General features: G+C 68.6%; 23 protein-coding genes. 11 read left to right on the top strand and 12 right to left on the bottom strand.

What is annotated here, in order from left to right:
• Window positions 1-2: 2 nt before the first annotated feature.
• The gene (locus tag ACFQQC_RS15745; protein WP_376863458.1) at window positions 3-620 is read right to left on the bottom strand and encodes a response regulator; all 618 of its coding nucleotides are present in this window, start codon (window positions 618-620) and stop codon (window positions 3-5) included.
• Window positions 621-788: 168 nt separating this feature from the next.
• Between ACFQQC_RS15745 and ACFQQC_RS15740 the strand changes: the two genes are divergently transcribed.
• Both ACFQQC_RS15740 and acs read left to right on the top strand, forming a co-directional pair.
• On the top strand, window positions 789-2,156 hold the full coding sequence (locus ACFQQC_RS15740; RefSeq protein WP_376863457.1) for a DcaP family trimeric outer membrane transporter: 1,368 nt from the start codon (window positions 789-791) through the stop codon (window positions 2,154-2,156).
• A gap of 73 nt (window positions 2,157-2,229) precedes the next feature.
• Window positions 2,230-4,113 (top strand): acetate--CoA ligase, encoded by a 1,884-nt coding sequence (gene acs / locus ACFQQC_RS15735; protein ID WP_376863765.1) that lies wholly within the window; start codon window positions 2,230-2,232, stop codon window positions 4,111-4,113.
• Between the two features lie 9 nt (window positions 4,114-4,122).
• Here acs and ACFQQC_RS15730 read toward each other — a convergent pair whose 3' ends face one another.
• A complete protein-coding gene (locus ACFQQC_RS15730) occupies window positions 4,123-4,863 on the bottom strand; it encodes an SDR family NAD(P)-dependent oxidoreductase (RefSeq protein ID WP_376863456.1) in 741 nt (246 codons plus the stop codon).
• A gap of 241 nt (window positions 4,864-5,104) precedes the next feature.
• Between ACFQQC_RS15730 and ACFQQC_RS15725 the strand changes: the two genes are divergently transcribed.
• Window positions 5,105-5,410 (top strand): GNAT family N-acetyltransferase, encoded by a 306-nt coding sequence (locus ACFQQC_RS15725; protein WP_376863455.1) that lies wholly within the window; start codon window positions 5,105-5,107, stop codon window positions 5,408-5,410.
• A gap of 6 nt (window positions 5,411-5,416) precedes the next feature.
• Here the strand turns inward: ACFQQC_RS15725 and ACFQQC_RS15720 are convergent, their stop codons facing one another.
• Window positions 5,417-6,319, bottom strand: coding sequence for a LysR family transcriptional regulator (locus tag ACFQQC_RS15720; protein WP_376863454.1), 903 nt, complete (start codon window positions 6,317-6,319; stop codon window positions 5,417-5,419).
• 137 nt (window positions 6,320-6,456) lie between these two features.
• On the opposite strand from ACFQQC_RS15720, the gene ACFQQC_RS15715 reads away from it, so the two are divergent.
• The 6 genes from ACFQQC_RS15715 (at window position 6,457) to ACFQQC_RS15690 (ending at window position 11,932) form a co-directional block, all read left to right on the top strand.
• Complete coding sequence (locus ACFQQC_RS15715) at window positions 6,457-7,119, top strand: hydrolase (RefSeq protein ID WP_376863452.1); 663 nt, start codon at window positions 6,457-6,459, stop codon at window positions 7,117-7,119.
• A 132-nt stretch (window positions 7,120-7,251) separates the two neighbouring features.
• Window positions 7,252-8,292, top strand: coding sequence for an Atu2307/SP_0267 family LLM class monooxygenase (locus ACFQQC_RS15710; protein ID WP_376863451.1), 1,041 nt, complete (start codon window positions 7,252-7,254; stop codon window positions 8,290-8,292).
• A 21-nt stretch (window positions 8,293-8,313) separates the two neighbouring features.
• A complete protein-coding gene (locus ACFQQC_RS15705; protein ID WP_376863450.1) occupies window positions 8,314-9,207 on the top strand; it encodes a pirin family protein in 894 nt (297 codons plus the stop codon).
• Window positions 9,204-9,668 carry an OsmC family protein gene (locus tag ACFQQC_RS15700; protein WP_376863449.1) on the top strand — a complete coding sequence of 155 codons (465 nt, stop codon included), beginning with the start codon at window positions 9,204-9,206 and terminating at the stop codon, window positions 9,666-9,668. The genes ACFQQC_RS15705 and ACFQQC_RS15700 overlap by 4 nt, the downstream gene beginning before the upstream one ends.
• Entirely contained in the window at window positions 9,668-10,114 is a 447-nt protein-coding gene (locus ACFQQC_RS15695; RefSeq protein WP_376863447.1) for an OsmC family protein, read from the top strand. The genes ACFQQC_RS15700 and ACFQQC_RS15695 overlap by 1 nt, the downstream gene beginning before the upstream one ends.
• Before the next feature lie 54 nt (window positions 10,115-10,168).
• Window positions 10,169-11,932 carry a monovalent cation:proton antiporter-2 (CPA2) family protein gene (locus ACFQQC_RS15690; RefSeq protein ID WP_376863446.1) on the top strand — a complete coding sequence of 588 codons (1,764 nt, stop codon included), beginning with the start codon at window positions 10,169-10,171 and terminating at the stop codon, window positions 11,930-11,932.
• A gap of 42 nt (window positions 11,933-11,974) precedes the next feature.
• On the opposite strand, the gene ACFQQC_RS15685 is transcribed toward ACFQQC_RS15690, so the two are convergent.
• Both ACFQQC_RS15685 and ACFQQC_RS15680 read right to left on the bottom strand, forming a co-directional pair.
• Window positions 11,975-12,805, bottom strand: coding sequence for an alpha/beta fold hydrolase (locus ACFQQC_RS15685; RefSeq protein WP_376863445.1), 831 nt, complete (start codon window positions 12,803-12,805; stop codon window positions 11,975-11,977).
• Between the two features lie 68 nt (window positions 12,806-12,873).
• Window positions 12,874-13,824, bottom strand: a complete 951-nt coding sequence (locus ACFQQC_RS15680; protein ID WP_376863444.1) for a hypothetical protein — start codon at window positions 13,822-13,824, stop codon at window positions 12,874-12,876.
• 194 nt (window positions 13,825-14,018) lie between these two features.
• On the opposite strand from ACFQQC_RS15680, the gene ACFQQC_RS15675 reads away from it, so the two are divergent.
• Window positions 14,019-15,635, top strand: coding sequence for an FAD-dependent oxidoreductase (locus ACFQQC_RS15675; protein ID WP_376863443.1), 1,617 nt, complete (start codon window positions 14,019-14,021; stop codon window positions 15,633-15,635).
• Window positions 15,636-15,649: 14 nt separating this feature from the next.
• On the opposite strand, the gene ACFQQC_RS15670 is transcribed toward ACFQQC_RS15675, so the two are convergent.
• Window positions 15,650-16,252 carry a sensor histidine kinase gene (locus ACFQQC_RS15670; RefSeq protein WP_376863442.1) on the bottom strand — a complete coding sequence of 201 codons (603 nt, stop codon included), beginning with the start codon at window positions 16,250-16,252 and terminating at the stop codon, window positions 15,650-15,652.
• A gap of 131 nt (window positions 16,253-16,383) precedes the next feature.
• Between ACFQQC_RS15670 and ACFQQC_RS15665 the strand changes: the two genes are divergently transcribed.
• Window positions 16,384-16,839, top strand: a complete 456-nt coding sequence (locus ACFQQC_RS15665; RefSeq protein WP_376863441.1) for a response regulator — start codon at window positions 16,384-16,386, stop codon at window positions 16,837-16,839.
• Between the two features lie 53 nt (window positions 16,840-16,892).
• Here ACFQQC_RS15665 and ACFQQC_RS15660 read toward each other — a convergent pair whose 3' ends face one another.
• The 6 genes from ACFQQC_RS15660 to ACFQQC_RS15635 all read right to left on the bottom strand — a co-directional run bounded on the left by ACFQQC_RS15660 (window position 16,893) and on the right by ACFQQC_RS15635 (window position 23,872).
• A complete protein-coding gene (locus tag ACFQQC_RS15660; protein WP_376863440.1) occupies window positions 16,893-18,227 on the bottom strand; it encodes a hypothetical protein in 1,335 nt (444 codons plus the stop codon).
• A gap of 63 nt (window positions 18,228-18,290) precedes the next feature.
• Window positions 18,291-18,611, bottom strand: coding sequence for a hypothetical protein (locus tag ACFQQC_RS15655; RefSeq protein ID WP_376863439.1), 321 nt, complete (start codon window positions 18,609-18,611; stop codon window positions 18,291-18,293).
• A gap of 40 nt (window positions 18,612-18,651) precedes the next feature.
• A complete protein-coding gene (locus tag ACFQQC_RS15650) occupies window positions 18,652-19,194 on the bottom strand; it encodes a GNAT family N-acetyltransferase (protein ID WP_376863437.1) in 543 nt (180 codons plus the stop codon).
• A gap of 4 nt (window positions 19,195-19,198) precedes the next feature.
• On the bottom strand, window positions 19,199-21,385 hold the full coding sequence (locus ACFQQC_RS15645) for a S9 family peptidase (protein ID WP_376863435.1): 2,187 nt from the start codon (window positions 21,383-21,385) through the stop codon (window positions 19,199-19,201).
• Window positions 21,386-21,636: 251 nt separating this feature from the next.
• Complete coding sequence (locus tag ACFQQC_RS15640) at window positions 21,637-21,984, bottom strand: hypothetical protein (RefSeq protein WP_376863434.1); 348 nt, start codon at window positions 21,982-21,984, stop codon at window positions 21,637-21,639.
• 103 nt (window positions 21,985-22,087) lie between these two features.
• Window positions 22,088-23,872 (bottom strand): acyl-CoA dehydrogenase, encoded by a 1,785-nt coding sequence (locus tag ACFQQC_RS15635; protein WP_376863433.1) that lies wholly within the window; start codon window positions 23,870-23,872, stop codon window positions 22,088-22,090.
• Between the last annotated feature and the right edge of the window lie 169 nt (window positions 23,873-24,041).

Here is a 24,041-nt window from a genome sequence, read left to right as displayed (position 1 = left end):
GGTCAGGCGTCCAGCGACAGGGTCTGGGCGGCGATCACGGCCTGGGTGCGGTTGTGGACGCCCAGCTTGCGGAACACGCTGGTCAGATGGGCCTTGATGGTCGCTTCGGTCACGCCGAGGTCGAAGGCGATCTGCTTGTTCAGCCGGCCCTGCTGCAGGCCGATCAGGATCTTGAGCTGCGACGGCGTCAGGCTGGCGATGCGCGATTCCATCGGCTCCTCCTCATCCGCGTCGATGACGGGAGGCGACCAGCCGTCGCCGGCCAGGATGGCGGTCAGCGCCTCGACCATTTCATTGAGCGTCGCCGACTTGGGAATGAAGCCCGCCGCCCCGAAGGCCAGCGCTCGGCGAATGGTCGCGCCATCCTCGCTGGCCGAGACGACGGCGACCGGCACCGCGGGAAAGTCGCTGCGGATCTCCGCCAGACCGGCGAATCCCTCGCTGTCCGAGAGCTTGAGGTCCAGAAGGAGCAGATCGACGGGGCCGCCGTTCAGGGCGTCGCGGGCGCCGGACAGGCTGGCCGTTTCGTGCAGGCTGGCCTCGGGCGCCGCGCGAGTCAGGGCCGAACCAAGGGCGGCCCGGAACAAGGGGTGGTCGTCGGCGATGACGATGCGATCCAAATGACGCTCTCCCAAGGCTCGGCCGCGGTCTGACGCCACGTGTCCATGTGCCACTCTGCCACCCCTAGACTTTGGTCGAAAGTAGACCAATGGCTAATGGCCCCCAAGGGAGGGCGGCCGGAAGGTGGAGTTCAGGAGGCTCGCAAAAGATGAGCCCGGGAGGACGCCATGACCCTGAAACCCGCACTGCTCGCCGGCTGCGCGGCTCTGGCCCTGTTTTCTGCGCCCGAGCTCGCCAACGCCCAGTCCCAGGATACCGCCGCGCTGGAGGCGCGCATCGCCCAGCTGGAAGCCCAGCTCAATGAACTGAAGACCGCCGTCCAGGCCTCACGCGCCGAACAGGCGGTCCAGCAGCAGGCGGTGGCGCAGGACATCCAGCGCATTGAACAGCGTGCGGCGGCCGCGCCCCCCGCGCCGGCTCCGGCCGCCCCCTCGGACGGCTTCCGCATCGGCAATAATACGCTGCGGTTCGGCGGCTTCGTGAAGGCCGACTACATCGTGTCCGACTACAGCGGCGGCGATCCCGCCAATGGTGACGCGTTGCGCGACTTCTACCTGCCCGGATCGATCCCGGTCGGCGGCGCGGACGAAGGTCCGGCGGCGGACTTCAACGCCCGCCAGACCCGCTTCTGGCTGACGACCGAAAGTCTGATCGGCGGTCGCAAGGTCGGCGGCCGGATCGAGATGGACTTCCAGGTCCTGCCGGGAACGGGCGACCAGCGCACCACCAGCCCCTCCAACCTCGCCCTGCGCCGCGCCTTCGTCACCGTCGACAACTGGCTGTTCGGTCAGGAGTGGACGAACTTCCAGAACCTCAGCGTCCTGCCCGACACCGCCGACTATATCGGGGCCAGTGAGGGCACGGTCTTCGCCCGTCAGGTGCAGGTCCGCTACACGCGCGGTCCGTTCTCGATCTCGATCGAGAACCCCGAAACGACCGTGACGCCCTTCGCCGGCGGAGCGCGGATCATCGCCGACGACAGCAGCCTGCCAGACGTCACCGCCCGTTACACCCTGACCCGTCCGTGGGGCGAGGCCTCGGTGGCCGGGATCGTGCGGCAGCTGGCCTATGAGACGACCGGGCTTGGCGCGATCGATTCCACTGCTACAGGCTGGGGCGTCTCTGCTGCGGCCAAGATCAAGGTCGGCGAGACCAACGACCTTCGCCTGATGCTGTCGGGCGGGGAGGGGATCGGCCGCTACATCGGCCTGAACTTCTCCAACGACGCCGTGCTGACCGCCTCCGGTGATCTGGAGACCATCGGCGTGCTGGCCGGGTTCGCCAGCTATCGGCATGTCTGGTCGCCGCAGTGGCGTTCGAACCTGACGTACTCGGCGCAGAGCGTCGATAACGACACGGCCCTGACCGGCCTGCTGGCCAACCGGTCCGCGCACAGCCTCCGGGCCAACCTGATCTGGACCCCGGTCCCCGCCTTTGACGTCGGCGCCGAGTTCATGTTCGGTGAGCGTGAGCTGGAATCCGGCGCGTCAGGGGACCTCAACCGTCTTCAGGTGTTTGCGAAATATGGCTTCTAGCGTTTTGAAGGCGTCCGTCTTGACTGATCCCGACCTGTATCCCGTCCCGTCCGAATGGGCGCAGCGCGCGCGCATGACCGCGCAGGGCTATGACGCCGCCCGTGTCGCGGCGCGCGAAACGCCGGAGGCCTTCTGGGCCGAGCAGGCGCGGCGGATCGACTGGATGACGGCGCCGACCGAGATCAAGGACGTGTCGTTCGACAAGGCCGACTTCCGCATCCGCTGGTTCGCCGACGGGGTGCTGAACGTCGCCTGGAACTGCCTGGACCGGCATCTGGAGACGCGCGGCGACGAGACCGCCATCATCTGGGAAGGCGACGAGCCGACCGTCTCGGGCAAGCTGACCTATCGCGAACTGCACGCCGAGGTCTGCCGCATGGCCAATGTCCTGAAGGACATGGGCGTGGTGAAGGGCGACCGGGTGACCCTGTATCTGCCGATGATCCCGGCGGCGGCGGTGGCGATGCTGGCCTGCGCCCGCATCGGGGCGGTGCATTCGGTCGTCTTCGGCGGCTTCTCGCCCGACAGTCTGGCGGGGCGGATCGAGGACTGCGGCTCCAGGGTGGTGATCACCACGGACGAGGGCGTGCGCGGCGGCAAGCGCATTCCGCTGAAGGCCAATGTCGACGCGGCGCTGCAGAAGGCGCCTGTCGAGAAGGTGCTGGTGATCACCCACACCGGCGCCGATGTGCCGATGATCGAAGGCCGCGACGTCCGCTATGAGGAGGCGAAGGCCACCGTCAGCGCCGACTGTCCGTGCGAGCCGATGAACGCCGAGGACCCGCTGTTCATCCTCTACACATCGGGCTCGACGGGTAAGCCGAAGGGGGTGCTGCACACCACGGGCGGCTATCTGTTCTGGGCGTCATGGACGCATGAGCTGGTGTTCGACTACCGCCCCGGCGAGGTCTTCTGGTGCACCGCCGACGTGGGCTGGGTCACGGGCCACAGCTATTGTGTCTATGGCCCGCTGGCCAACGGCGCGACGACCCTGATGTTCGAGGGTGTGCCCAACTATCCGGACCACAGCCGCTTCTGGCAGGTGGTGGACAAGCATCAGGTGGAGATCTTCTACACCGCCCCGACGGCGCTTCGGGCCCTGATGCGCGAGGGCGACGGGCCGGTGAAGGCGACCAGCCGCAAGTCGCTGCGCCTGCTGGGCTCGGTCGGCGAGCCGATCAATCCGGAGGCCTGGCGCTGGTATCATGAAGTCGTCGGCGAGGGCCGCTGCCCGATCGTGGACACCTGGTGGCAGACCGAGACCGGCGGGGTGCTGGTCTCGCCCCTGCCGGGCGCGACCGACCTGAAGCCCGGTTCGGCGACAAAACCGCTCCCCGGTGTCGAGCTGCAGATCGTCGACGCCGAGGGCGGTGTGCTGGGCGGCGCGACCGAGGGCAACCTTGTGATCACCGACAGCTGGCCGGGCCAGATGCGCACCGTCTACGGCGACCACCAGCGCTTCTTCGACACCTATTTCTCGACCTATCCGGGCAAGTATTTCACGGGCGACGGCTGCCGCCGGGATGAGGACGGCTATTACTGGATCACCGGCCGGGTCGATGACGTGATCAACGTCTCGGGTCACCGGATGGGCACCGCCGAGGTGGAGAGCGCCCTGGTCCTGCACGACGATGTGGCCGAGGCCGCCGTCGTCGGCTTCCCGCACGACATCAAGGGGCAGGGCATCTACGCCTATGTGACGCTGAACAAGGGCGTGGAGCCGACCGATGCGCTGAAGACCGCCCTGGTCGCCCAGGTCCGGCACGAGATCGGCCCCATCGCCGCGCCGGACGTGATCCAGTGGGCGCCCGGCCTGCCCAAGACCCGCTCCGGCAAGATCATGCGCCGCATTCTGCGCAAGATCGCCGAGAACGAGATCGGGGCCCTTGGCGACACCTCCACCCTGGCCGACCCCTCCGTCGTCGAGGATCTGGTGAGGAACAGGGCCGGCGGGTGAGGGACGGGCTCAGGCGTTCGCGCCGCCGTCGGCGGTAAGGACCGAGCCTGTGATCACGCTCGCCGCCGGGCTGGCGAGGAAGACGACCGCATTGGCGACCTCGGCGGGGTCGCCGAAGCGGCCCAGGGCCGTCAGGCTGCGCTGAGCCTCCGCGAAGTCCCCGTTCGCCGGGTTGGCTTCCGTGTCCGTCGAGCCGGGGTGCACCAGATTGACGGTGACGCCCTGCGGACCGAGCTCGCGCGCCAGCCCGCGGGTCAGCGACAGCAACGCCGACTTGGACATGGCGTAGGCGGTTACGCCCGGGAAGGGCACACGGTCGCCCAGCCCCGAGCCGATGAAGATGATCCGCCCCCCGGACGGCAGGTGCGGGATGACGGCCTTCGACAGGAGCACGGGGGCCCGGACGTTGACGTCCATCATGGCCTGCCACGCGTCGGGGTCGATATCCGCGATCAGGCCGCTCAGGCCGACGGCGGCGCTGTTGACGACGATGTCGATCCCGCCAAGGGCGCTGACGGCCTCGGCCACCGCGCGTTCGATGGCCTTCGGATCGGCGCTGTCGGCCTGAACGGCGACCGCCTTGCGGCCCAGGGCCTCGATCTGCGACTTCACGCCTTCGGCCCGTCCGGCGGCGTTGGCGTAGGTGAAGGCGACATCGGCGCCGTTTCCGGCCAGGGCCAGGGCGATCGCCGCCCCGATCCCGCGTGAGCCGCCCGTGACGAGGGCGCGTTTTCCGTTCAGATCAATCATGGATCACCTGTTGTCCGTGGATGGGCGCCCGGGGTTGGCGGCGCCGGAGCGGATAAGGTTGTTCCGGACGCGCTCGTCGAGGTCCGGTTCGGGCGCCGCCGCGTCCCGGCTGGTGGAACGCCCGGGGCGGGGACAAGGCGGATCCGATGAGGCTAGTCTGGCTGACCGGGCCGAGCGCGGGCTCCTGCGGTCAGGGCGGCGCACGGTGCGGCCCATCCGATCCCTTCAAGCCGGAGCTGCCATGTCTGAATCCGAGATCCGCAACAATCCCGACCAGAACCGCTACGAACTGACGATCGACGGTGAGGTCGCGGTCGTGACCTACAACCTGTCGCCGCCGAACCTGATGATCACCGAGACCCTGGTGCCGCAGGCGCTGGAAGGGCGGGGGATCGCCAGCCGGCTGGCCCAGTATGTGATCGCCGATGCGAAGGCGCGGGCGCTTCTTCTGCTGCCGGTCTGCCCGTTCTTCTCGGCCTATCTGAAGAAGCATCCGGAGCATGCGGAGGCCGTGCACCCGACCTATCGGGGCATTCTCGGAATCTGATCCGCGTCAGGGTCCGTGGTCGGCGAGGGCGGCGAGCGCGTCGCGGTCGTTCCAGTATCTGATCAGCAGGTCGGTCAGGACGCGGATCTTGCGCACCGGATGCTGACCCGGCGCGCGCAGGACATAGGCCCCGGCGGCGGGCGGCGGATAGTCCGGCAGCAGGGCGACCAGACGCCCGGCGGCGATATGCTCGTCGATGAAGTCGTCGGGCAGGCGGGCCAGACCCAGACCGGCGCAGGCCGCGGACGCCAATGCCTGCCCGTTGTCGGCCTTGAACCGCCCCTGCGGGCGCACGGTCACCATCCGGTCGCCGTCCATGAACTGCCAGGGCTCATTGGCCTGCAGCAGGGCCTCGTGGCCCACGACATCCTCGGGCGTCTTCGGCGCGCCATGCAGTCGGATGTAGGCCGGACTGGCGACCAGCTTGCCGGACAGCGGTCCGATCCGGCGCGCAACCAGATTGGAGTCCGGCAGGTAGCCGATCCGGATCGCGCAGTCGTAGCCCTCGGCCACCAGATCGACGAAGCGGTCCGTGTAGCAGGCCTGGATGCTGAGCTGCGGATGCAGGCGGGCCATCTCGTTCAGGACGGGGGCGATGTGGGTCGGGCCGAAGGTCAGGGGCACGGAGATGCGAAGGCGCCCGCGCAACTCGCCTTCGGGCAGGATGGTCTCCTTGGCCACATCGACCTCGGTGGCGATCCGGAACGCGAAATCCCGGAAGGCTTCCCCGGCCTCGGTCAGGACGGCGCCGCGCGTGGAGCGGGCCAGAAGCTGGATGCCAAGTTCGGCCTCGAGCCGGAACAGGCGACGGCTGACGATGGATTTGGCGACGCCCAGCCTCCGCGCCGCAGGGGAGACGCCGCCGGCGTCCGCCACTTCCACAAAGGTCCGAAGCTCCTCGATATCCATGCTGGCGTTCCCCACTGAGCAACACGGCGTCGCAGGTCGAGGCCATACCGTATTGAAAAACGGAATGCCAATCTGACCGGCCTTCGTGCGGCCCGCCCCACAGGGTCGCGCTCCCCCCAAAGGACAGGACACCCGCCATGACACTCCGCAACGGTCTCGATTCGCTGCTTCGTCCGGAAGACTCGGTCCTGGTCCTGATCGACCACCAGCCCTACCAGCTGGCCAATCTGAACAGCCACGACCCGCAGGCTGTGGTGAACAATTCGACCGGTCTGGCGAAGCTGGCCAAGGCGTTCAAGGTGCCGACGATCCTGACCAGCGTGATCGCGGCGCGGGGCGGCAGAATCTTCCCCCAGATCACCGACGTCTTCCCCGACCAGGAGGTGATCGACCGCACCTTCATCAACACCTGGGAAGATCAGGCCGTGGTCGACGCGGTGAAGGCGACGGGCCGCAAGCAGCTGATCATCGCCGGTCTCTGGACCGAGATCTGCGTCGCCATGCCGGTGATCCACGCCCTCGGCGACGGATGGGACGTGACCGTCATTACGGACGCCTCGGGCGGGGTGTCGGTCGAGGCGCATGAGGTCGCCATCCAGCGGATGATCGCCGCCGGGGCCAATATGATGACCTGGACGGCCCTGATGGGAGAGTGGCAGCGCGACTGGGCCCGCACCGACACCGCCGCCCTGCTGTCCGAGATCGCCATGGCCCATGCGGGCGGCAGCGGCATCGCGGGCTTCTGGGAGCAGCAGTTGCTCGACACTCCCGTCGGCGCGGTGGGCGGCGGGGCGCACTGAGTTTCAGATGACGGCGGCCTCTGGCGCGGCGTCGGTCCCACGAAAGCTGGGCTTCGACGCATGACGAGGTCTGTCGGCCCCGGCCTGCGCGGACCGGGGCCGCGTTCGTTTTACAATCCTAGCGAGGATCCTATGGACATCGGCATCGACAGTTTCGCAGCCATCCTGCCTGACCCCGCGACCGGCCTGATCCCGTCGCCGACCGAGCGCATGGCCGCGCTTCTGGAAGAGATCGAGGTCGCGGACCGGGTCGGGCTGGATGTCTTCGGCATCGGCGAGCATCACCGCGCCGAGTTTCTCGATTCCGCGCCGGCGATCATCCTGGCCGCGGCGGCGGCGCGCACGGAACGCATCCGTCTGACCAGTGCGGTGACGGTGCTGAGCGCGGCCGATCCGGTCCGGGTCTTTCAGGAGTTCGCGACGCTCGACCTGATCTCGAAGGGGCGGGCGGAACTGGTGGTCGGGCGGGGCTCGTTCGGCGAAGCCTTCCCGCTATTCGGGCTCGACACCCGCGCCTATGACGATCTGTTCGCCGAAAAACTCGACCTGTTGCTGACGCTGCGGGAGACGATTAACCCGTCCTGGGAGGGGCGTCATCGTCCGGCGCTGACGGGGCAGGGGGTCTATCCGCGCCCGCACCAGGCGCGTCTGCCGGTCTGGCTGGGTGTCGGCGGCACGCCGGAGTCGTTCGGTCGGGCGGGCCTGCTGGGCCTGCCGCTGATGGTGGCGATCATCGGCGGCACGTTCGAGCGGTTTGCGCCGCTGGTGAACCTCTACCGTGAAGCGGGCCGGCTGGCGGGCCATGATCCGGCGTCGTTGAAGGTGGGCGTCCACGCCATCGGCTTCGTCGGCGAGACTGATGCGGCGGCCCGGGACGCCTTCTTCCCCGGCTGGAAGCATCTCAACGGCACGGTGGGCCGCGAACGGGGGTGGTCGCCGCCCAGCCGCGAGCAGTTCGACGCCATGGCGGACCCGGACGGCGCCTTCCTGATCGGCAGCCCTGAAGCCGTCGCCGCCAAGGTGCTGCGGGCGGACGAGGTGTTCGGCGGCCTGTCCCGCATCACCTTCCAGATGAGCACGGCCTCGCTGGAAACCGCCGCCATGAAGCGCTCGATCGAACTGCTGGGGACCGATGTCGCCCCGGTCGTCCGCGCCGCCCGCCCCTCCGCCTGACACGACAGAAGGACAAGAGCCATGATTGAAGCCATCATCGATCAGCGTCGCCGCAGCCTCGGGGGGATCCTCGAGGTCGGGCGCGTGCTGCCGGCCGCGAAACAATTGATGGTCGGTCCCTTCATCTTCTTCGACCACATCGGGCCGATCAACATTCCTGTCGGCATTGATCGCAGCGCCGACACCCGCGCCCATCCGCATATCGGCCTGTCGACCGTCACCTATCTGTTCTCCGGCGAGATGATGCACCGGGACAGCCTCGGTTATGCGCTGCCGGTCCGCCCGCAGGAGGTCAACTGGATGACCGCCGGCAGCGGCATCACCCACAGTGAGCGGCTGGAGAAGGGACGGGCGGTCGGGGATCGGCTGCATGGCATCCAGGCCTGGGTCGCCCTGCCCAACGAGTTCGAGGAAACCGCGCCGGCCTTTACCCACTACGAGAGCGAGGACATGCCGTTCTGGGATGAGGTCGGGGTGCGCGGCCATCTGATCGCCGGCAGCGCCTACGGCCTGACGTCGAAGACGCAGACCCATTCGCCGCTGTTCTACGCCCACCTTGAGGTTCAGGCCGGGGCGACGGCGGAGATTCCGGGCGGCCACGGTGAGCGGGCGATCTATGTGGCGACCGGCGCGGTCGAACTGGGCGGCCAGAGGCTCGGCGTCGGCCAGATGGCGGTCCTCAACGCCCAGGCCTCGTCGCTCAAGGCGATCGAGCCCTCGACGGTGATGGTGCTGGGCGGAGAGCCGGTCGGCGAGCGCTATCTGCTGTGGAATTTCGTGTCCTCGTCGCCGGAGCGGCTTCGGGCGGCGGCGGAAGACTGGAAGGCGGGCCGCATGAAGCTGCCCGACGCGGACGATCAGGAGTTCACGCCCTTCCCCGAGACGGCGCGCATCACCCCTCCGGTGGCGGCATGAGTGGAGATCACGATCCCGACCACGGCGTCGTCCGGGTGCACGGGAAGCCGAACCTGCTGCTGGGCAAGGCCCGCGCCCATATCGGCGAGACCCCGTATGAGGTGACGATCCGGGTCGGGAAGCACGTCATCACCGCGGACGAACCCGAGGCGCTGGGCGGCAAGGACGCGGGGCCGGCGCCCTTCGGCCTGCTGGTTGCGGCGCTGGGCGCCTGCACCTCGGCGACGCTGAAGATGTATGCCGAAAGGAAGGGGTGGCCGCTCAAGGCGCTGGACGTCGATCTGCGGTTCCTGCGGTCCCATCCCGAGGGTGTCCAGAGCATCGAGCGGATCCTGACGGTGGAGGGGCTTGATGAGGCGCAGGCGGCCAGGCTGGCGGATGTCGCCGAGCGCACGCCGGTGACCCTCGCCATCAAGGCGGGCGTCACGATCGACACCCGCCTGTCCGGGAGCGAGACCTGATGGCCGCCATCCGCGCCCATGCGACCGCCGCCGAGACCGGCGAAAGCGCCTATGCCGTCCGCCTGACGCTGGGCGCGCACGAGATCACCGGAGACGAGGCGGTCGAGGTCGGCGGCGGCGGCCTTGGCCCGGCGCCGTTCGAGATGCTGGCCGGCGCCTTGGCGGAATGCACGGCCATGACCATGCGCTGGTATGCCCGCCAACAGAATCTTCCGGTCGAAAGCATCGCCGTGTCAGTGGATTACTCGAAGAAGCTGCTGGCCGGCGCGAGCGCGCCTGTCGATGTGTTCGAAAAGACCATCGCCATCCGGGGCGCGGAGCTGACCGACGAGCAACGCACCCGCCTGCTCAACGTCGCCGCCAAATGCCCGGTGCAGCGCACGCTCGAGGGCGCGCCGACCATCACCACCCTGGTCGGACCCTTGCCGGAACAGCCGACCGTCTGATCCCGCGCGCCCGGGCCAGGATCGACCCTATCCCCTGAACTGAGAGACGAACGAATGGCGGATGCAAGCCTCGCGGAGACAATCGGCCCGGCGGTCGTGCTGATGGGGGCGGCGGTCCTGGCCGTGCCGCTGTTCCGACGACTGGGGCTCGGGTCCGTGCTGGGCTATTTCGCCGCCGGGGTGCTGGTGGGCCCCTCGGTCCTGCGGCTGTTCACCGACGCCCAGTCGATCCTGCACTTCTCCGAGCTCGGGGTGGTGATGTTCCTGTTCGTCATCGGGCTGGAGCTCAGGCCGCAGAAGCTCTGGGCCATGCGCGGCCAGATCTTCGGTCTGGGTCTGGTTCAGGTGTTCGCCGCCACCGCCGCGATCACGGCGGCGGCCATGCTGCTGTTCGGCCTGTCCGGGCCGGTGGCCTTCATCGCCGGGGCGGGCTTCGTCCTGTCGTCGACCGCCGTGATCATGTCCGTGCTGCAGGATCGGGGCGAGATCGCCTCTCCCGAAGGCCAGAAGTCCGTCGCCATCCTGTTGTTCGAAGACCTGATGATCGTTCCGCTGCTGGCGATCGTGGCCTTCATGTCGCCGCTGGCCGGCGGGCAGGGCGGGGTGATGGAGCTGCTGATCGCCGTCGGCGCGCTGGCGCTTCTTCTGGTGGTCTCCCGCTGGGGGCTGAACCCCTTCTTCAGTTTGCTGGCGAAGACGCGGACCCGGGAGGTCGGCACGGCGGGCGCCCTGCTGGTGGTGCTGGGCGCGGCCCTGCTGATGGACGCTGCGGGGCTGTCCATGGCCATGGGGGCCTTCCTGGCCGGGGTGATGCTGTCCAGCTCCAGCTATCGCCACCAGATCGAAAGCGACATCGAGCCGTTCCGTGGCCTGCTGATGGGGCTGTTCTTCCTCGCGGTCGGCATGTCGCTGGACCTCAGCGTGGTCGCGGCCGAGTGGCGACTGCTGCTGGCGCTTCTGGCGGCCTTCACCGTCGCCAAGGGGGTGGTGGTCTATGGCGTGGCCCGGCTGTTCGGGGCGGGCAATCATCAGGCCCTGCACCGGACGTCCATGTTCCTGCAGGGCGGCGAGTTCGCCTTCGTGCTCTACACGGCGGCGACGACCGGAGGGATCATTGATGCGCGAGAGAACGCGCTGTTCTCGACCGTCATCATCCTGTCGATGGCCATGACGCCGCTGCTGATGATCGCCGCGGATCGTCTGTTGCGGGCGGAGGCCTCGATGGAGGGCGTCGAGGCGGCGCGTGACCTGCGGGGCAGGGTGCTGATGATCGGCTTCGGCCGCTTCGGTCAGATCGCGTCCCAGATGCTGCTGTCGCGCGGTGTCAGCCTGTCGGTCATCGACAGCAATCCGGACCGGATCCGGGACGCCGGACGCTATGGCTTCAAGGTCTTCTTCGGGGACGGCACGCGGCTGGACATCCTCGGTCACTCGGGCGCCGGACAGGCGGATGCGATCATGGTCTGCGTGGATGATCGCAAGGCCGCGTCACAGATCGCCGAACTGGTCCGTCATGCCTTCCCGCAGGCGAAGCTGCTGGTCAGGGCCTGGGATCGGGGCCACGCCGTCGAACTGATCCGGGCCGGGGTCGACTATGAAATCCGCGAGACGGTCGAGTCCGCCTACCGGATGGGCGAGGCGGGCCTGCGCGAACTGGGCCATGCCGAGATCGATATCGAGGACGCCGTGGAGGACATCCACCGGCGCGATGCGGAGCGTCTCGCCGAACAGGTCCAGGGGGACGACATGTCCGGCATGGACCGGCTTCACGTCGAGCCCGTCCCGGAGCCGCTGACGCGACCCCGGCGTCCTGGATAAACAGAAACGCCCCCGCCTGATCAAGGCGGGGGCGTGCGGGGCTCAGGACTGGATGAAGGCCAGAAGGTCGGCGTTGACGACCTCCGGATGGGTTGCGAACAGTCCGTGGGACAGGCCTGGATAGGTCTTCAGCGTCCCGTTCGGCAGCAGCTTGATGGCTTTTCGGGCGGACGCGTCGATCGGCACGACCTGGTCGTCCTCGCCGTGCAGCAGCAGGACCGGCTGTGAAACCGCCTTCAGGTCTTCGGTAAAGTCAGTCTCCGAGAAGGCCGCGACACAGTCGTAGTGGGCCTTGGCGCCGCCCGCCATGCCCTGCCGCCACCAGTTGCGGATCAGGCCCTCGCTGATCTCGGCGCCGTCGCGGTTGAAGCCGTAGAAGGGGCCAGACGGCACATCGAGGAAGAACTGGGCGCGGTTCTTCTGCAGAGCCTCCCGGAAGCCGTCGAACACCGACATCGGCAGACCCTCGGGATTGGCGTCGGTGGCAAGCATGATCGGCGGCACCGCGCCGATCAGCACGGCCTTCGCGACCCGGCCGGGCTTGCTGCGCGCGACGTAGCGGATCACCTCGCCGCCGCCGGTCGAGTGTCCGATGTGGACGGCGTTCTTCAGGTCCAGCGCCTCGGCCAGTTCCGCGACGTCGGCGGCGTAGGTGTCCATCTCATTGCCGGTGTCGGTCTGATCCGACCGGCCGTGGCCCCGGCGGTCATGGGCCACGACGCGATACCCCTTGTCCAGGAAGAAGAGCATCTGGTTGTCCCAGTCGTCCGAACTGAGCGGCCAGCCGTGGTGGAAGACGATCGGCTGCGCATCCTTCGGTCCCCAGTCCTTGTAGAAGATCCGGGTCTCGTCCTTCAGTGTCAGATAGGCCATGCGGGGTCCTTTCAGGGGCAGGTGGCGGGGGGAAACAGGGGGGCGTCGGGTCGGTTGCTTCCGCTGGTTCAGGGTTCCAGCAGGACGATGCGCTGGCGGGGAAAGTCCCAGACGGTCTTGAACTGATGAAGCAGGCCGTAGCCGACCGTCAGGTGATCGGCCTCCGTGATCCCGATGGACCCGGACGCCGGCGAGGGCTCGATGTCGATCGGCAACGCCGGGATCGGCGGCAGGACGTGACCCCCGATGGTGAGGCCCTGAAGATCGAAGGCGCCGGGCTCCGTCGCGGACGGCGTCAGGTGGCCCTCGCGCAGCAGCCGGTCCCTGCCGGCCTCGGTCATGTGAAAGCCTCCGTACTGGCCGGTATCCCAGCTCACGAGGATGGGCAGGTCGCCGATCTGGCCCGTCATCAGAGGAACATTGGGCAGCCGCCGGGTCTCGAAGGCCAGTTCCGCCACCAGCCGTTCACCGGCGAGGTAGTCGTCGCCGTCGGCGTGGAAGGTCGCCTGAAGGGTCTTGTAGTCGACTTCCAGCGCGTGGGTTGCGAAGGCCTCGTAGCCGAACCAGCCGATGAAGTCGGGCGCGATGCCTTCCAGCAGCCGCGCATCCTGGGCGACGACGTCCGTGACCCGGGGATAGGTCAGGCCGCCGACGCGCACATCGCGAACCTCCGGCGCCAGCCGCACCTCGAAGGTCTGACCACTGCCGAAGAAGCCGGTCCCGATCTTCCGACCTTCCGGCACGGGCACGCGATGGTCGTTGATGATGAGCGCGCCCTGATAGCCGGTGTCCAGCATCAGCTTGCCGGGAACACCGGCGATGGAGCCTTCGATGAACGGGTATTCCCGGACCATCACGATTGGAAGGATCACCGTCTCGTCAGCCAGGCGAACTTCCGGCGCGCGGTCGGCGATGGGCGGGACCGGTGTGTCGGGATCAGCCAGCGCGGGCGTGGCGAGGCTGGCGAGCAACGCCAGTCCGAATGCGGCGCGGGACAGGGCGGGGAAGGCATGTCGCATGGAGAGCTCCCGGACGGGACTGTGAGCGCCCTGGCCCGGGCAGTCACCGCGAAACTGTGGAACCGAGGTGCCAATCGTTGTCCGGTCGGACTAGCTTTGCCGCGCGCAACGCCGTGTCGCCCGAAACGGAACAGGCGCGACCGGACGGTTGGGATATGGTCCTGTCCTCGCACGCACGCACGAACGGAGCCCGCATGGAAACCATTGGCCGCGATCTGGAGGAGATGCAGCGGACGCCGCTGACGGAGGCCCATGTCGAGGCCATGCGGGCCGTCGGTCGTATCGTTGACTACGGGGCAGGCGACTTCCTGGCGCAGCCGGGGGATCTGGTGGATCGCTTCGTCTATCTGCTCGATGGCGAGATCGAGGTCGTGGACCCCTTCTCCGACGCACGGGCGACGACCTCGACGCTCGGGCCGACCCAGTTCATGGGCGAGATTTCCTTCCTGTACGGCGGGACCTGGTCAATGCCGATGCGCGCCGTCGCGCCCGTTCGCGTGCTGGAGGTCCCGCGCGCGGACATGCTGCGGCTCATGTCCGAAATCCCGGAGATGTCGGACATCATCATCACCGTGCTGGCGGCCCGTCGGCGCAAGCAGCTCGAGACCCGGTTCAGCCCGCTGGTGCTGATCGGCGAGGATGAAGATCGGGATGTGCGGCGGATTGCGGCGTTCGCCGGGCGCAACCGGTTGCCTTACGCCTCCTATCCGACGGGCAGCGCCGAGGCGCTCGAGGTGGCCCAGAGCTGCTCCATCTCGGCCGGCACCCCTGCCGTGATCTTCGGCCGCGGGCAGGTGGTGCAGGACCCGACGCCCGAGAAGGTCGCTCGGCTGATGGGGGTGAACTACGATCTGGACGACGACACGCCGTTCGACGTGCTGATCGTCGGCGCCGGTCCGGCGGGGGTCGCCGCGGCGGTCTATGCGGGTGCGGAAGGGCTCGGCGCCCTGCTGGTCGAGGACACGGCGATCGGCGGTCAGGCAGGGACCTCCAGTCGGATCGAGAACTACATGGGCTTCCCGACGGGGATCTCGGGCGCCGACCTGATCTGGCGGGGCGAGGTGCAGGCGATGAAGTTCGGGGCGCGGTTCATGATGCCGCGTCGCGTGGTCTCGCTGGAGCGGATGGAGAACGGGCGCTTCTGCGCCGTGTTCGACAACGGCCATCGCATCTCGGCGGGCGCCGTCGTGGTCGCGACCGGGGTCCAGTACAAGCGTCTGCCGATCGATCGGCTGGCGGATTATGAGGGCGCGGGGGTCTATTACGCGGCGACGGAGAACGAGGCCCGCTACTGCCGGGAGACGGCGGCGATCGTCATCGGCGGCGGCAACTCGGCCGGGCAGGCGGCCATGTATCTGAGCCGGTCGGCCAGTCGGGTCCACCTGATCGTGCGGGGGCGTTCGCTGGCAGCGTCCATGTCCAGCTATCTGTCCAGCCGGCTTGAGGCCGATCCCCGCATCACCATCGAGTACGAGTCCGAGATTGTGGGGGTGGGCGGGGATGACAAGCTGTCCACCGTCACCGTCCGCAATCGCGCCGACGGGTCGGAGCGGGAGCTGGAGACCTGCGCCCTGTTCGTCATGGTGGGCGCAGAGCCCAACACCGGCTGGCTTTCCGGTCTGGTCTCGCTCGACGACAAGGGCTTCGTCCTGACCGGCGACGCCGCCTCCGCCGCCTCGCCCTATGCCACCTCGGAGCCGGGCATCTTCGCGGTGGGCGATGTCCGGGCCGGATCGGTCAAGCGCGTCGCCTCCGCGGTGGGCGAGGGCTCGGTGGTGATCTCCCGTGTGTGGAGCCACCTCAACGATTGACGGGGGCTGGCCCGTCAGTGCGCCAGCGCGGCTTCCAGCGGCAGACGGATGCGGACGCCGACACCGGCTTCCGGAGCCGTCTCGATGGTCATGGAACCGCCGAGGTGCTCGACCAGTCCCTGCACGAGGGACAGGCCTTCGCCCGGCTCGATCCCGTCCGCGCCAATCCCGGAATCGCGCACGACCAGGCTGACCCCACCCACCGCGCGAGAGAAGGCGACGGCGATGGAGCCGCGGCGGTCGCCCGGGAAGGCGTGACGGCAGGCGTTGGAGATCAGCTCATGGGTGATGATCGCCATCGGCAGCAGATGACTGTCGGGCAAAAGGGTGGCTTGGCCGCGCACATCGATCCGGACAGCGCGTCCTTCACAGGCCCGGGTCCAGAAGGCGGCGACGTCATCCAGATAACCGGCGAAATCCAGCGGTCCGTCGCCGGTCATGCGGCGGCTGATCAGCTCCATCGCGGCGGTGACGTCGCTGAGCCAGGTCAGGTGCCGCACGCTTTCGGGGTCGTTCACACTGCGCAGGCGAATCCCCACCAGCGTCTGGAGGAGTTGATATCCACCCAGCAGACGCTTCTGCAGCTCGACAATCCGGTCTTCCGCCGTCGCGGCCATCGTTCCCCCGACGATTGAAAAATGTCGGGAATTCCTACTCCACACTGAACCAAATAGCCAATGGCGCGTTTGCTTGTCCGCTGGCGGACACAACAGTGTAAATGCGTCTGGTTAGCGTTGGGGGAAGTGGCTTGTCCGAACTGCCTGACCTTCGGGTCATGATCGTCGAAGACCAGGCCTTGCTGGCCATGGAGCTGGAGCTCGTGCTGGGCGAATCCGGTTGCGATGTCGTGGGCTGCGCCATGGACAAGGCCGGCGCCTTCGCCATCGCCGAACGCGAGCGGCCGGACCTGGCCCTGATCGACGTCAACCTGCTGGACGGCATGACCGGCCCGCAGATCGCCCAGCGAATCGTCAGCGAGTACGGCACAGCCGTCGTCTTCCTGACCGCCAACCCCGAACAGATCCCCGAGGGCTTCGCCGGCGCCCTGGGCGCGGTGTCCAAGCCGTTCGACGAGCAGACCATTCGCGCCGTGGTCGGCTTCGCCCGCCAGTTCATCCTGCACCGGACTGTCGGAGATCCGCCGCGCCGGTTCCGGCTGGCGCCCTGGCTGACCACGCCGCCGGAAGACATCGCGCCGCACTGAGGATGAGCGCGGTCCTCTCCCTCCCCGGGACGGGGAGGGAGAACCGACGCCCGCTACTGCACCTTCAGCCGCATGAAGAGCATGCCGCCGTCGGGATCGCCGCCGTAGAGGGGCTCCAGCGCGCCGGGGACCTGATTGACGCTGTAGAGGGCGCCCAGGCCGAAGCGGAGGTTGTCGGACAGCCGCCAGTCATGAACCGCCCCGACCGAGGCCTTGGCCACCGTATAGAGGTCGCCATGGCCCCCGCCGACGGCGGGAACCAGCTCGTCGGTCTCGATCCGCTCGGCGCGGGCGAAGACGGTCCAGCGGTCGTCGGGGCTGATCGCGCCCTCCAGCAGCCAGCCGTCCTTGCTCTCGTCGTGGTCGTTGATCTTGCGGCCCCAGGCGAGGGTCGTGGACCACCAGCCCTCGGCGCCGAGGCGACGGGTCTGGATGGCGCTGACCGAGAGCTTGCGGTCGTTCTCGTCCGGCTCCAGCTGCTCCGGCCCCGTGACGTCGGCGTACGAGGCCTGCAGGGACCAGTTTGCGGTCGGGTTCCAGCTCGCGCGGACGGCCCAGCTGTCGAACTCGGGCGGGTCGAAGTCGTAGCGGTTCTGGTCCGGTTCGCGGCCGGTGAAGGACGAAGCTTCCAGCTTCAACCGGTCGTGGGCCCAGCCGAGGGTGGCGACGCCGAAGACGATGTGGGTCGAGTCCAGCCAGTGGTGGGTGATCGGCGCCTCGGGGCTGTCCATGGCGCTCATGCGGTGCATGAAGGCGGGCGGGCCGAAGGCGGGCTCGCCCGGATAGCCGATGTAGGCGAAGACCGTGTCCTTGTCGGTCAGGGGCTTGGCGTAGCTGGCCGACAGCTCCATCACCAGCTCGTGCGGGTGCTGGCGATCGACCAGGGGCGTGACGCCGTCGGCTGTCTCACCCGCCGCGAGCAGAAGGGGGAAGCCTTCCTTGCCCATGAAGGGGTCCGGGCTGAGCATGGCGCGCAGGTTCAGGGTCGAGCCGTCGGCGAAGTCGCGGCGGGCCGAGCCCATGATCATGCCGCTGACGAAGGTCTTGTCGTCGCCGCGCGGACCGTTCTGCCAGTCGTAGGTCAGGTTCAGCTGGGCGTGGGCCATGAAGGTCCAGTCGCCTGAACTCCAGTGGACCCCGCCATGGTTCGAGGCGTCAGGCTGCCAGCTGGTGCCGGAGGCTTCGCGGGTCATGGGCCAGGGACCGAGGGTTCCGGCCATGACGTGCGCGGAAGGGGCCATGCCGGACATGTCATGACCGGCGTGGGGGGCGGCCGCGGGCGGTTGCTGCGGCTGGGGAGCGGGGTGGTGGTCGTGCTGCTGGGCCGCCGCCGGGAGGGCGAGCGCGAGCAGGGATGCGCCGGCGAGGGGCGCGAGAATGCGGGCCATGAGTGGCTCCTTAGATGCGTGTCTGATCCAGCGCCGGGCGAACCGGCGCACGAGAGGCTCGGATCAGGCGCGTGGAGGGCCGTGCTCGGGGGCGGGGGCGTGGCCGTTCAGCACGGCGACCGGCAAGGCGCGCAGGTCAGGCCGGGCGCCGACGGCGGCGGCCTGGATCGGCGCGGGCAGGGGGGCGGTCACGCACATGACGCAGCAGGCCATGACCTTGATCGCCTTGGTCGGCGTCTGGGCCGGGGCGTCGCCATGGTGCATCTGGCCCGACATCTCATGGCAGGGCGGAGCCGCGGGGCCGGAGGCCGAGGCGGGCAGGGCGCCGAGCAGCAGCACCGCCAGGGCGCCGCACAGCATCAGCACTGTCCGCAGGATCACCATGCGGCAGACCTAGTTGCTTCAGACCATGTCCGCAACGGCGTCACAGCCGCAGGCCCTCGCTCCCGGGCGGGCGACCGTCCGGGGTCAGGTCCAGCTGCATCAGGACGACGTCGATCCAGCGTTCGAACTTCCAGCCCGTCTCGCGCCAGACCCCCGCCTCGCGGAAGCCGGTGGCCTTGTGCAGGGCGATGGAGCCGGCGTTGGCGCTGTCACCGATGACGCCGATCAGGTGGCGCAGGCCCATGGCGCGGGCGCGGGCGATCAGGGCTTCCATCAGCAGCCGGCCGATGCCCCGGCCCCTCGCCTCGGGCGCCAGATAGACGGACAGCTCGACACAGTAGCGATAGGCGGGCCGCAGGCGGAACGGCGCCAGATAGGCATAGCCGACGACGACCCCGTCCACCTCGGCGGTCAGCCAGGGCAGGTCCAGCCCCCGCACCGCCGCGACCCGCGAGGCCATTTCCGCGGCGTCTGGCGGATCGAGCTCGAAGGTCGCCGTGCCGTGCAGCACCTCGTCCGCATAGATGGCGGTGATGACGGGCAGGTCGGCGTCGACCGTCTCGCGGATGATCGGCGCCGTCATGGGATCAGGCCTGCTCCCAGCCCTTCCGGATCGACCAGATGGCGAAGGCGTAGACCACGGCGATGTCCTTCAGATAGTCGAACCGGCCCGACGAGCTGAAGTGGCCTGCGGTCATGTTGATCTTCAGCAGGACCGGCTTGCCCGAGGTGGTGGCCGGACGCAGCTTGGCGACCCACTTCTCCGGCTCCCAGTAGGTGACGCGGGGGTCGGACAGGCCGCCGGTGGCCAGCACGGCCGGATAGGCCTTGGGCTCGACCTGATCGTAGGGGCTGTAGCTCATCATGTAGTCGTAGGCGGCCGGGTCGGTGATCGGATCGCCCCACTCGGGCCACTCGCCCGGCGTCAGCGGCAGGCTGGTGTCCGACATGGTGTTGATGACGTCCACGAAGGGCACATCGCCGATGACCCCGGCCCAGAGGTCCGGACGCATGTTGTTGATCGCGCCCATCAGGAGGCCGCCGGCGGAACCGCCGTGGGTGACGATGTTGCCGGCGCGGGCGTAGTTCCGCTCGATCAGGTGCTCGGCGGCGGCGATGAAGTCGGTGAAGGTGTTCTTCTTGGTCATCCGGCGCGCGGCCAGGAACCAGCCCCAGCCCTTGTCCGAGCCGCCCCGGATGTGGGCGATGGCGTAGATGAAGCCGCGATCGACCAGCGACAGGCGATTGGTGTTGAAGCCCGCGCCCATGGGAATGCCGTAGGAGCCGTAGCCGTACAGCAGGACCGGGGCCGAGCCGTCCACCGGCGTCGACTTGCGACGCAGGATGGTGATGGGCACGAGCGCGCCGTCCGAGGCCGGGGCGTTCAGCCGCTCGACCACATAGTCGTCGATGTTGTGGCCGGACGGCACCTCCTGCGTCTTGCGCAGGGTCCGCTCGCGCGTCTCCATGTTGTAGTCGAAGGTCTGGCTGGGCGTGGACGGCGAGTTGTAGCCGTACCGGGTCATGGGGCTGTCGTACTCATAGGTGCCCTGCAGCCCCAGCACATAGGCCGGCTCGTCCACGGCGATGGCGTGTTCCTCGCCCGCGCGGGTGCGGATGACGATCCGGGTGTTGGCGTCATAGCGCTCGACCCGCGCCAGATGGCCGGCGTAGGGGACGATCGACTCGATCAGGCGGCCTTCGGTGAAGGGCACCAGATCGGTCCAGTTGGCGCGGCCCGGAGCCTCGGTCGGGGCGGTGACGATCTTGAAGTCCACAGCCCCATCGGCATCCGTGCGGATGACCCAGCGGTCCCCCCAGTGATCGGCGTCATAGCGGACGGCTTCGCGGCGCGGTTCGATGACGACCGGGGTCGCCTCGGGCTGGTCGGCGGGGACGTAGCGGGCCTCGGACTGTTCGCCGTTGGCCGAGGTGATCAGGATGAACCTGTCGTCGGCGGTGGCGCCCAGACCCATGTACATGCCGTCGTCCGGCTCCTCGTAAACGGTGGTGATATCGCCGCCGCGCACCAGGCGCTTCAGGATCTTGTCCGAGCGGCCGTTGTCGTCGCGGTTGATCCAGAAGATCCACTGGCCGTCCGCCGAGAAGACGAAGCCGCCCATGGCGCTTTCAATCGTCTCGCCGAGGAAGGCGTCGCTGGCGATGTCCTTGACGTAGATGCGGTAGACTTCCGAGCCCTGGGCGTCCTCTGCATAGGCGAACAGCGTATGGTCGCGGCTGTGTTGGGTGTCGCCGACGGAGGAGTAGGCCTTGCCCTCGGCCAGCTTGTTGGCGTCCAGCAGGACGACTTCGCCGGTGGTCTGGCCCTTGGGACGGCGGCAGTAGAGGGGGTGCTGCTGGCCGGCTTCGAAGCGGCCGTAATATTCCCACGGGCCATCGGGCAGGGGGACGGAGCTGTCGTCCTCCTTGATGCGGCCCTTCATCTCCTCGAACAGCTCGAGCTGGAGCGGCTCGGTCGAGCGCATCATGGCCTCGCGATAGGCGTTCTCGGCGTCCAGATGCTCCTTCACGTCGGCCTTGATGATCGACGGATCGCGCAGGACCTGCTGCCAGTTGTCGTCCTTCATCCACTGATAGTCGTCGGTCCGGGTGCGGCCGAGCTGCTCGATGGTGACGGGGATCTTCTTGGCGACAGGGGGAACGGGCGCGTTGGACATCGAGGCTCCGGCAGGGGTCTTGGTCTTGGCCATGGCGGGGAGGGCGGACGCCGCCAGAGCGGCGGCGGAGGTGGCGATCAGGTCGCGGCGATTCATGAGGGGCTCCCCGTTGGACGGCGGACCTTGGGCGTGGTCGCGGGGGGCGTCAACGGCTTCCCCGCCGCTATCGTCATCCCGGACAAGCGCTCGCGTAGCGGGCGCGCGATCCGGGACCCAGCGGCGCCGCGACGGCGGCGAAACACCGGTGCTCCCGACACCTTCGCGCTCACGCGCGCCGCTGGGTCCCGGGGTTCGCTTCGCGCCCCCGGGATGACGATAGCAGTGGAGATGAGGGTGAAACCGTAGCTTCACCATCGTCGGAGCCGTTCGCGGAAGGTGCGGCGGCGGTTGGTTCCCGGGGCGGCGGGCGGCGGCGCGGCGTCGCACGTATTTTCCGACCCGCCGGAAAAAATCGGGTGCGAACAGTGCGGATGGGGCCGGCACAGGCTGTCGTCGAAGACCCATTTCCCCGCCTTGCCGGCCTCGATGCGGGCGGCGAAACGCAGGGCGCGCAGGCATTTGACGATCACGCGATGGAAAGAGCGGACGCGGCGGGTGTCGCCCTGACGACGGGCGAGGGCATGCTGCGCTCGGGCGAAGCGATGCTTGTCCCGGAGGTCGGCGCACTGGCTGTGGAAGCGGGCGGCGAGGTCCATCAGGACAGGATCGCATGCCGGTGCGTCAGATTTGGACGTATGGGCGTCGATCTGTCCTCTCCATTCGCTTGAGGGCGAATGGAGAGGTGACGGGGGCGGGAACTCAGCCCACCAGCACGTCCACGCTCATCCGTTCCAGCAGCGCGCCGCCCTGACCCACCGCGGCGAGGCGGCTGGAGACGTGGCCGAGGACGTTGGCGGCGTAGACCTCATAAAGGGCCAGCTTGCCGTTGAGCCAGACGGGGTCGCCGTTTCCGGCGTCCAGTTCGGCCTTGGCCCAGAGGGCGCCCTTGGCCAGCATCCAGCCGCCGGTGACGTCGCCCAGCAGCTTCAGATAGGCGTCGGCGGCGGCCAGGACATCGGCGGCGCGGGCCGGATCGGCCTTGGCGTCCAGCAGCCAGAGGGTGGCGTCCTCGACCGCCTCGACGGCGTTGGCGAAACGCTCGACCGGCTTGCCGGCGTAGAGCCGGGGCAGGTCAGCCAGGGTCGCCTTGAAGTCGGCGATCAGGGCCTTGGCCGAGGCGCCGCCGTCCTGCGACAGCTTGCGGCCGACCAGGTCCATGGCCTGGATGCCGTTGGTGCCTTCGTAGATCGGGGCGATGCGGGCGTCGCGGTAGTACTGGGCCGCGCCGGTCTCCTCGATGAAGCCCATGCCGCCGTGGACCTGAACGCCCTGCGAGGCGACCTCGCAGCCGACATCGGTGGACCAGGCCTTGGCGATGGGGGTGAACAGGTCCTCGCGGCCCTTCCACTGGCGGCGCTCGTCCTCCGTGGCGGCGTGGCGGGCCAGGTCGGCGGCGACGCCGGTCGACAGGCAGATGGCGCGGGCGGCGGCGATCTTGGCCTTCATCACCGACAGGGTGCGGCGGACGTCCGGGTGATCGACGATCGGGCTGTTGGCCACGCCGGTCCAGACGCTGCGGCCCTGCTTGCGCTCCTGGGCGTAGGCGAGGGCGTGCTGGTAGGCGCGCTCGGCGATGCCGACGCCCTCGACGCCGACGGCGAGGCGGGCGGCGTTCATCATGACGAACATGTGGGCGAGGCCCTGATTGGGCTGGCCGACCAGTTCGGCGGTCGCGTCCTCATAGGCCATGACGCAGGTGGGCGAGCCGTGGATGCCCAGCTTGTGCTCGACGCTGACCGGATAGAAGCTGTTGCGCTCGCCCAGCGAGCCGTCGGCGTTGACGTGGTATTTCGACGCCAGGAACAGGCTGATGCCCTTGGGCCCGGCGGGGGCGTCGGGCAGGCGGGCGAGGACCAGATGGACGATGTTGTCCGTCGCGTCGTGGTCGCCCCAGGTGATGAAGATCTTCTGGCCGGTGACCTTGTAGGTCCCGTCGCCGTTCGGCACGGCGGTGGCGGTCAGGGCGCCGAGGTCCGAGCCCGCGCCCGGCTCGGTCAGGACCATGGCGCCAGTCCATTCGCCGGAGACCAGTTTGGTGAGGTAGGTCTCCTTCTGGCTGTCGGTGCCGACGGCCTCCAGCGCCTCGATGGCGGCGAGCGACAGCATGGGGCAGAGGCCGAAGGCCATGTTGGCCGCGTGGACGGTTTCATAGGCCGCCAGCTCCAGCGCCTTGGGCAGCTGCTGGCCGCCCGAGTGGGCCTGGGCCGTCAGGCCGGTCCAGCCGCCGGCGGCGAACTGGCGATAGGCGTCCGAGAAGCCGGGGGCGGGGGTGACATTGCCGTCCTTGCAGACCGAGCCCTTCTGGTCGCCGACGCGGTTCAGGGGGGCGAGCACCTCTTCCGAGAACTGGCCCGCGGCCTCCAGCACGGCGCCCATCAGGTCGGCGTCATAGTCGGGGAAGGCGCCGGTGGCGGCGACCTGATCAATGCCGGCGACGGCTTGCAGGGCGAAGGCGAGATCGCGGATCGGGGCGCGGTAGGTCATCGGAAGTCCGGGCTGGCGTACGATACGGAGGTCATGGCCCCGGCGACCGCCTCTCTGCAAGGGGCGCGACGGAACGGGGTGAGTCTGGACCTGTGCCGCGACGGAAGGGAAGAGGGCGTCGTGACGCTGCGGGGGTTGCGCACCGCGTGTCCGGAGGCGCACATGACCG

Origin of the sequence: Brevundimonas sp. GCM10030266 (assembly GCF_042666595.1) — a bacterium.
Classification (GTDB): domain Bacteria; phylum Pseudomonadota; class Alphaproteobacteria; order Caulobacterales; family Caulobacteraceae; genus Brevundimonas.
The sequence above is the reverse complement of the archived record's forward strand: the minus strand, read 5'-3'. Positions and strand labels throughout refer to the sequence as shown.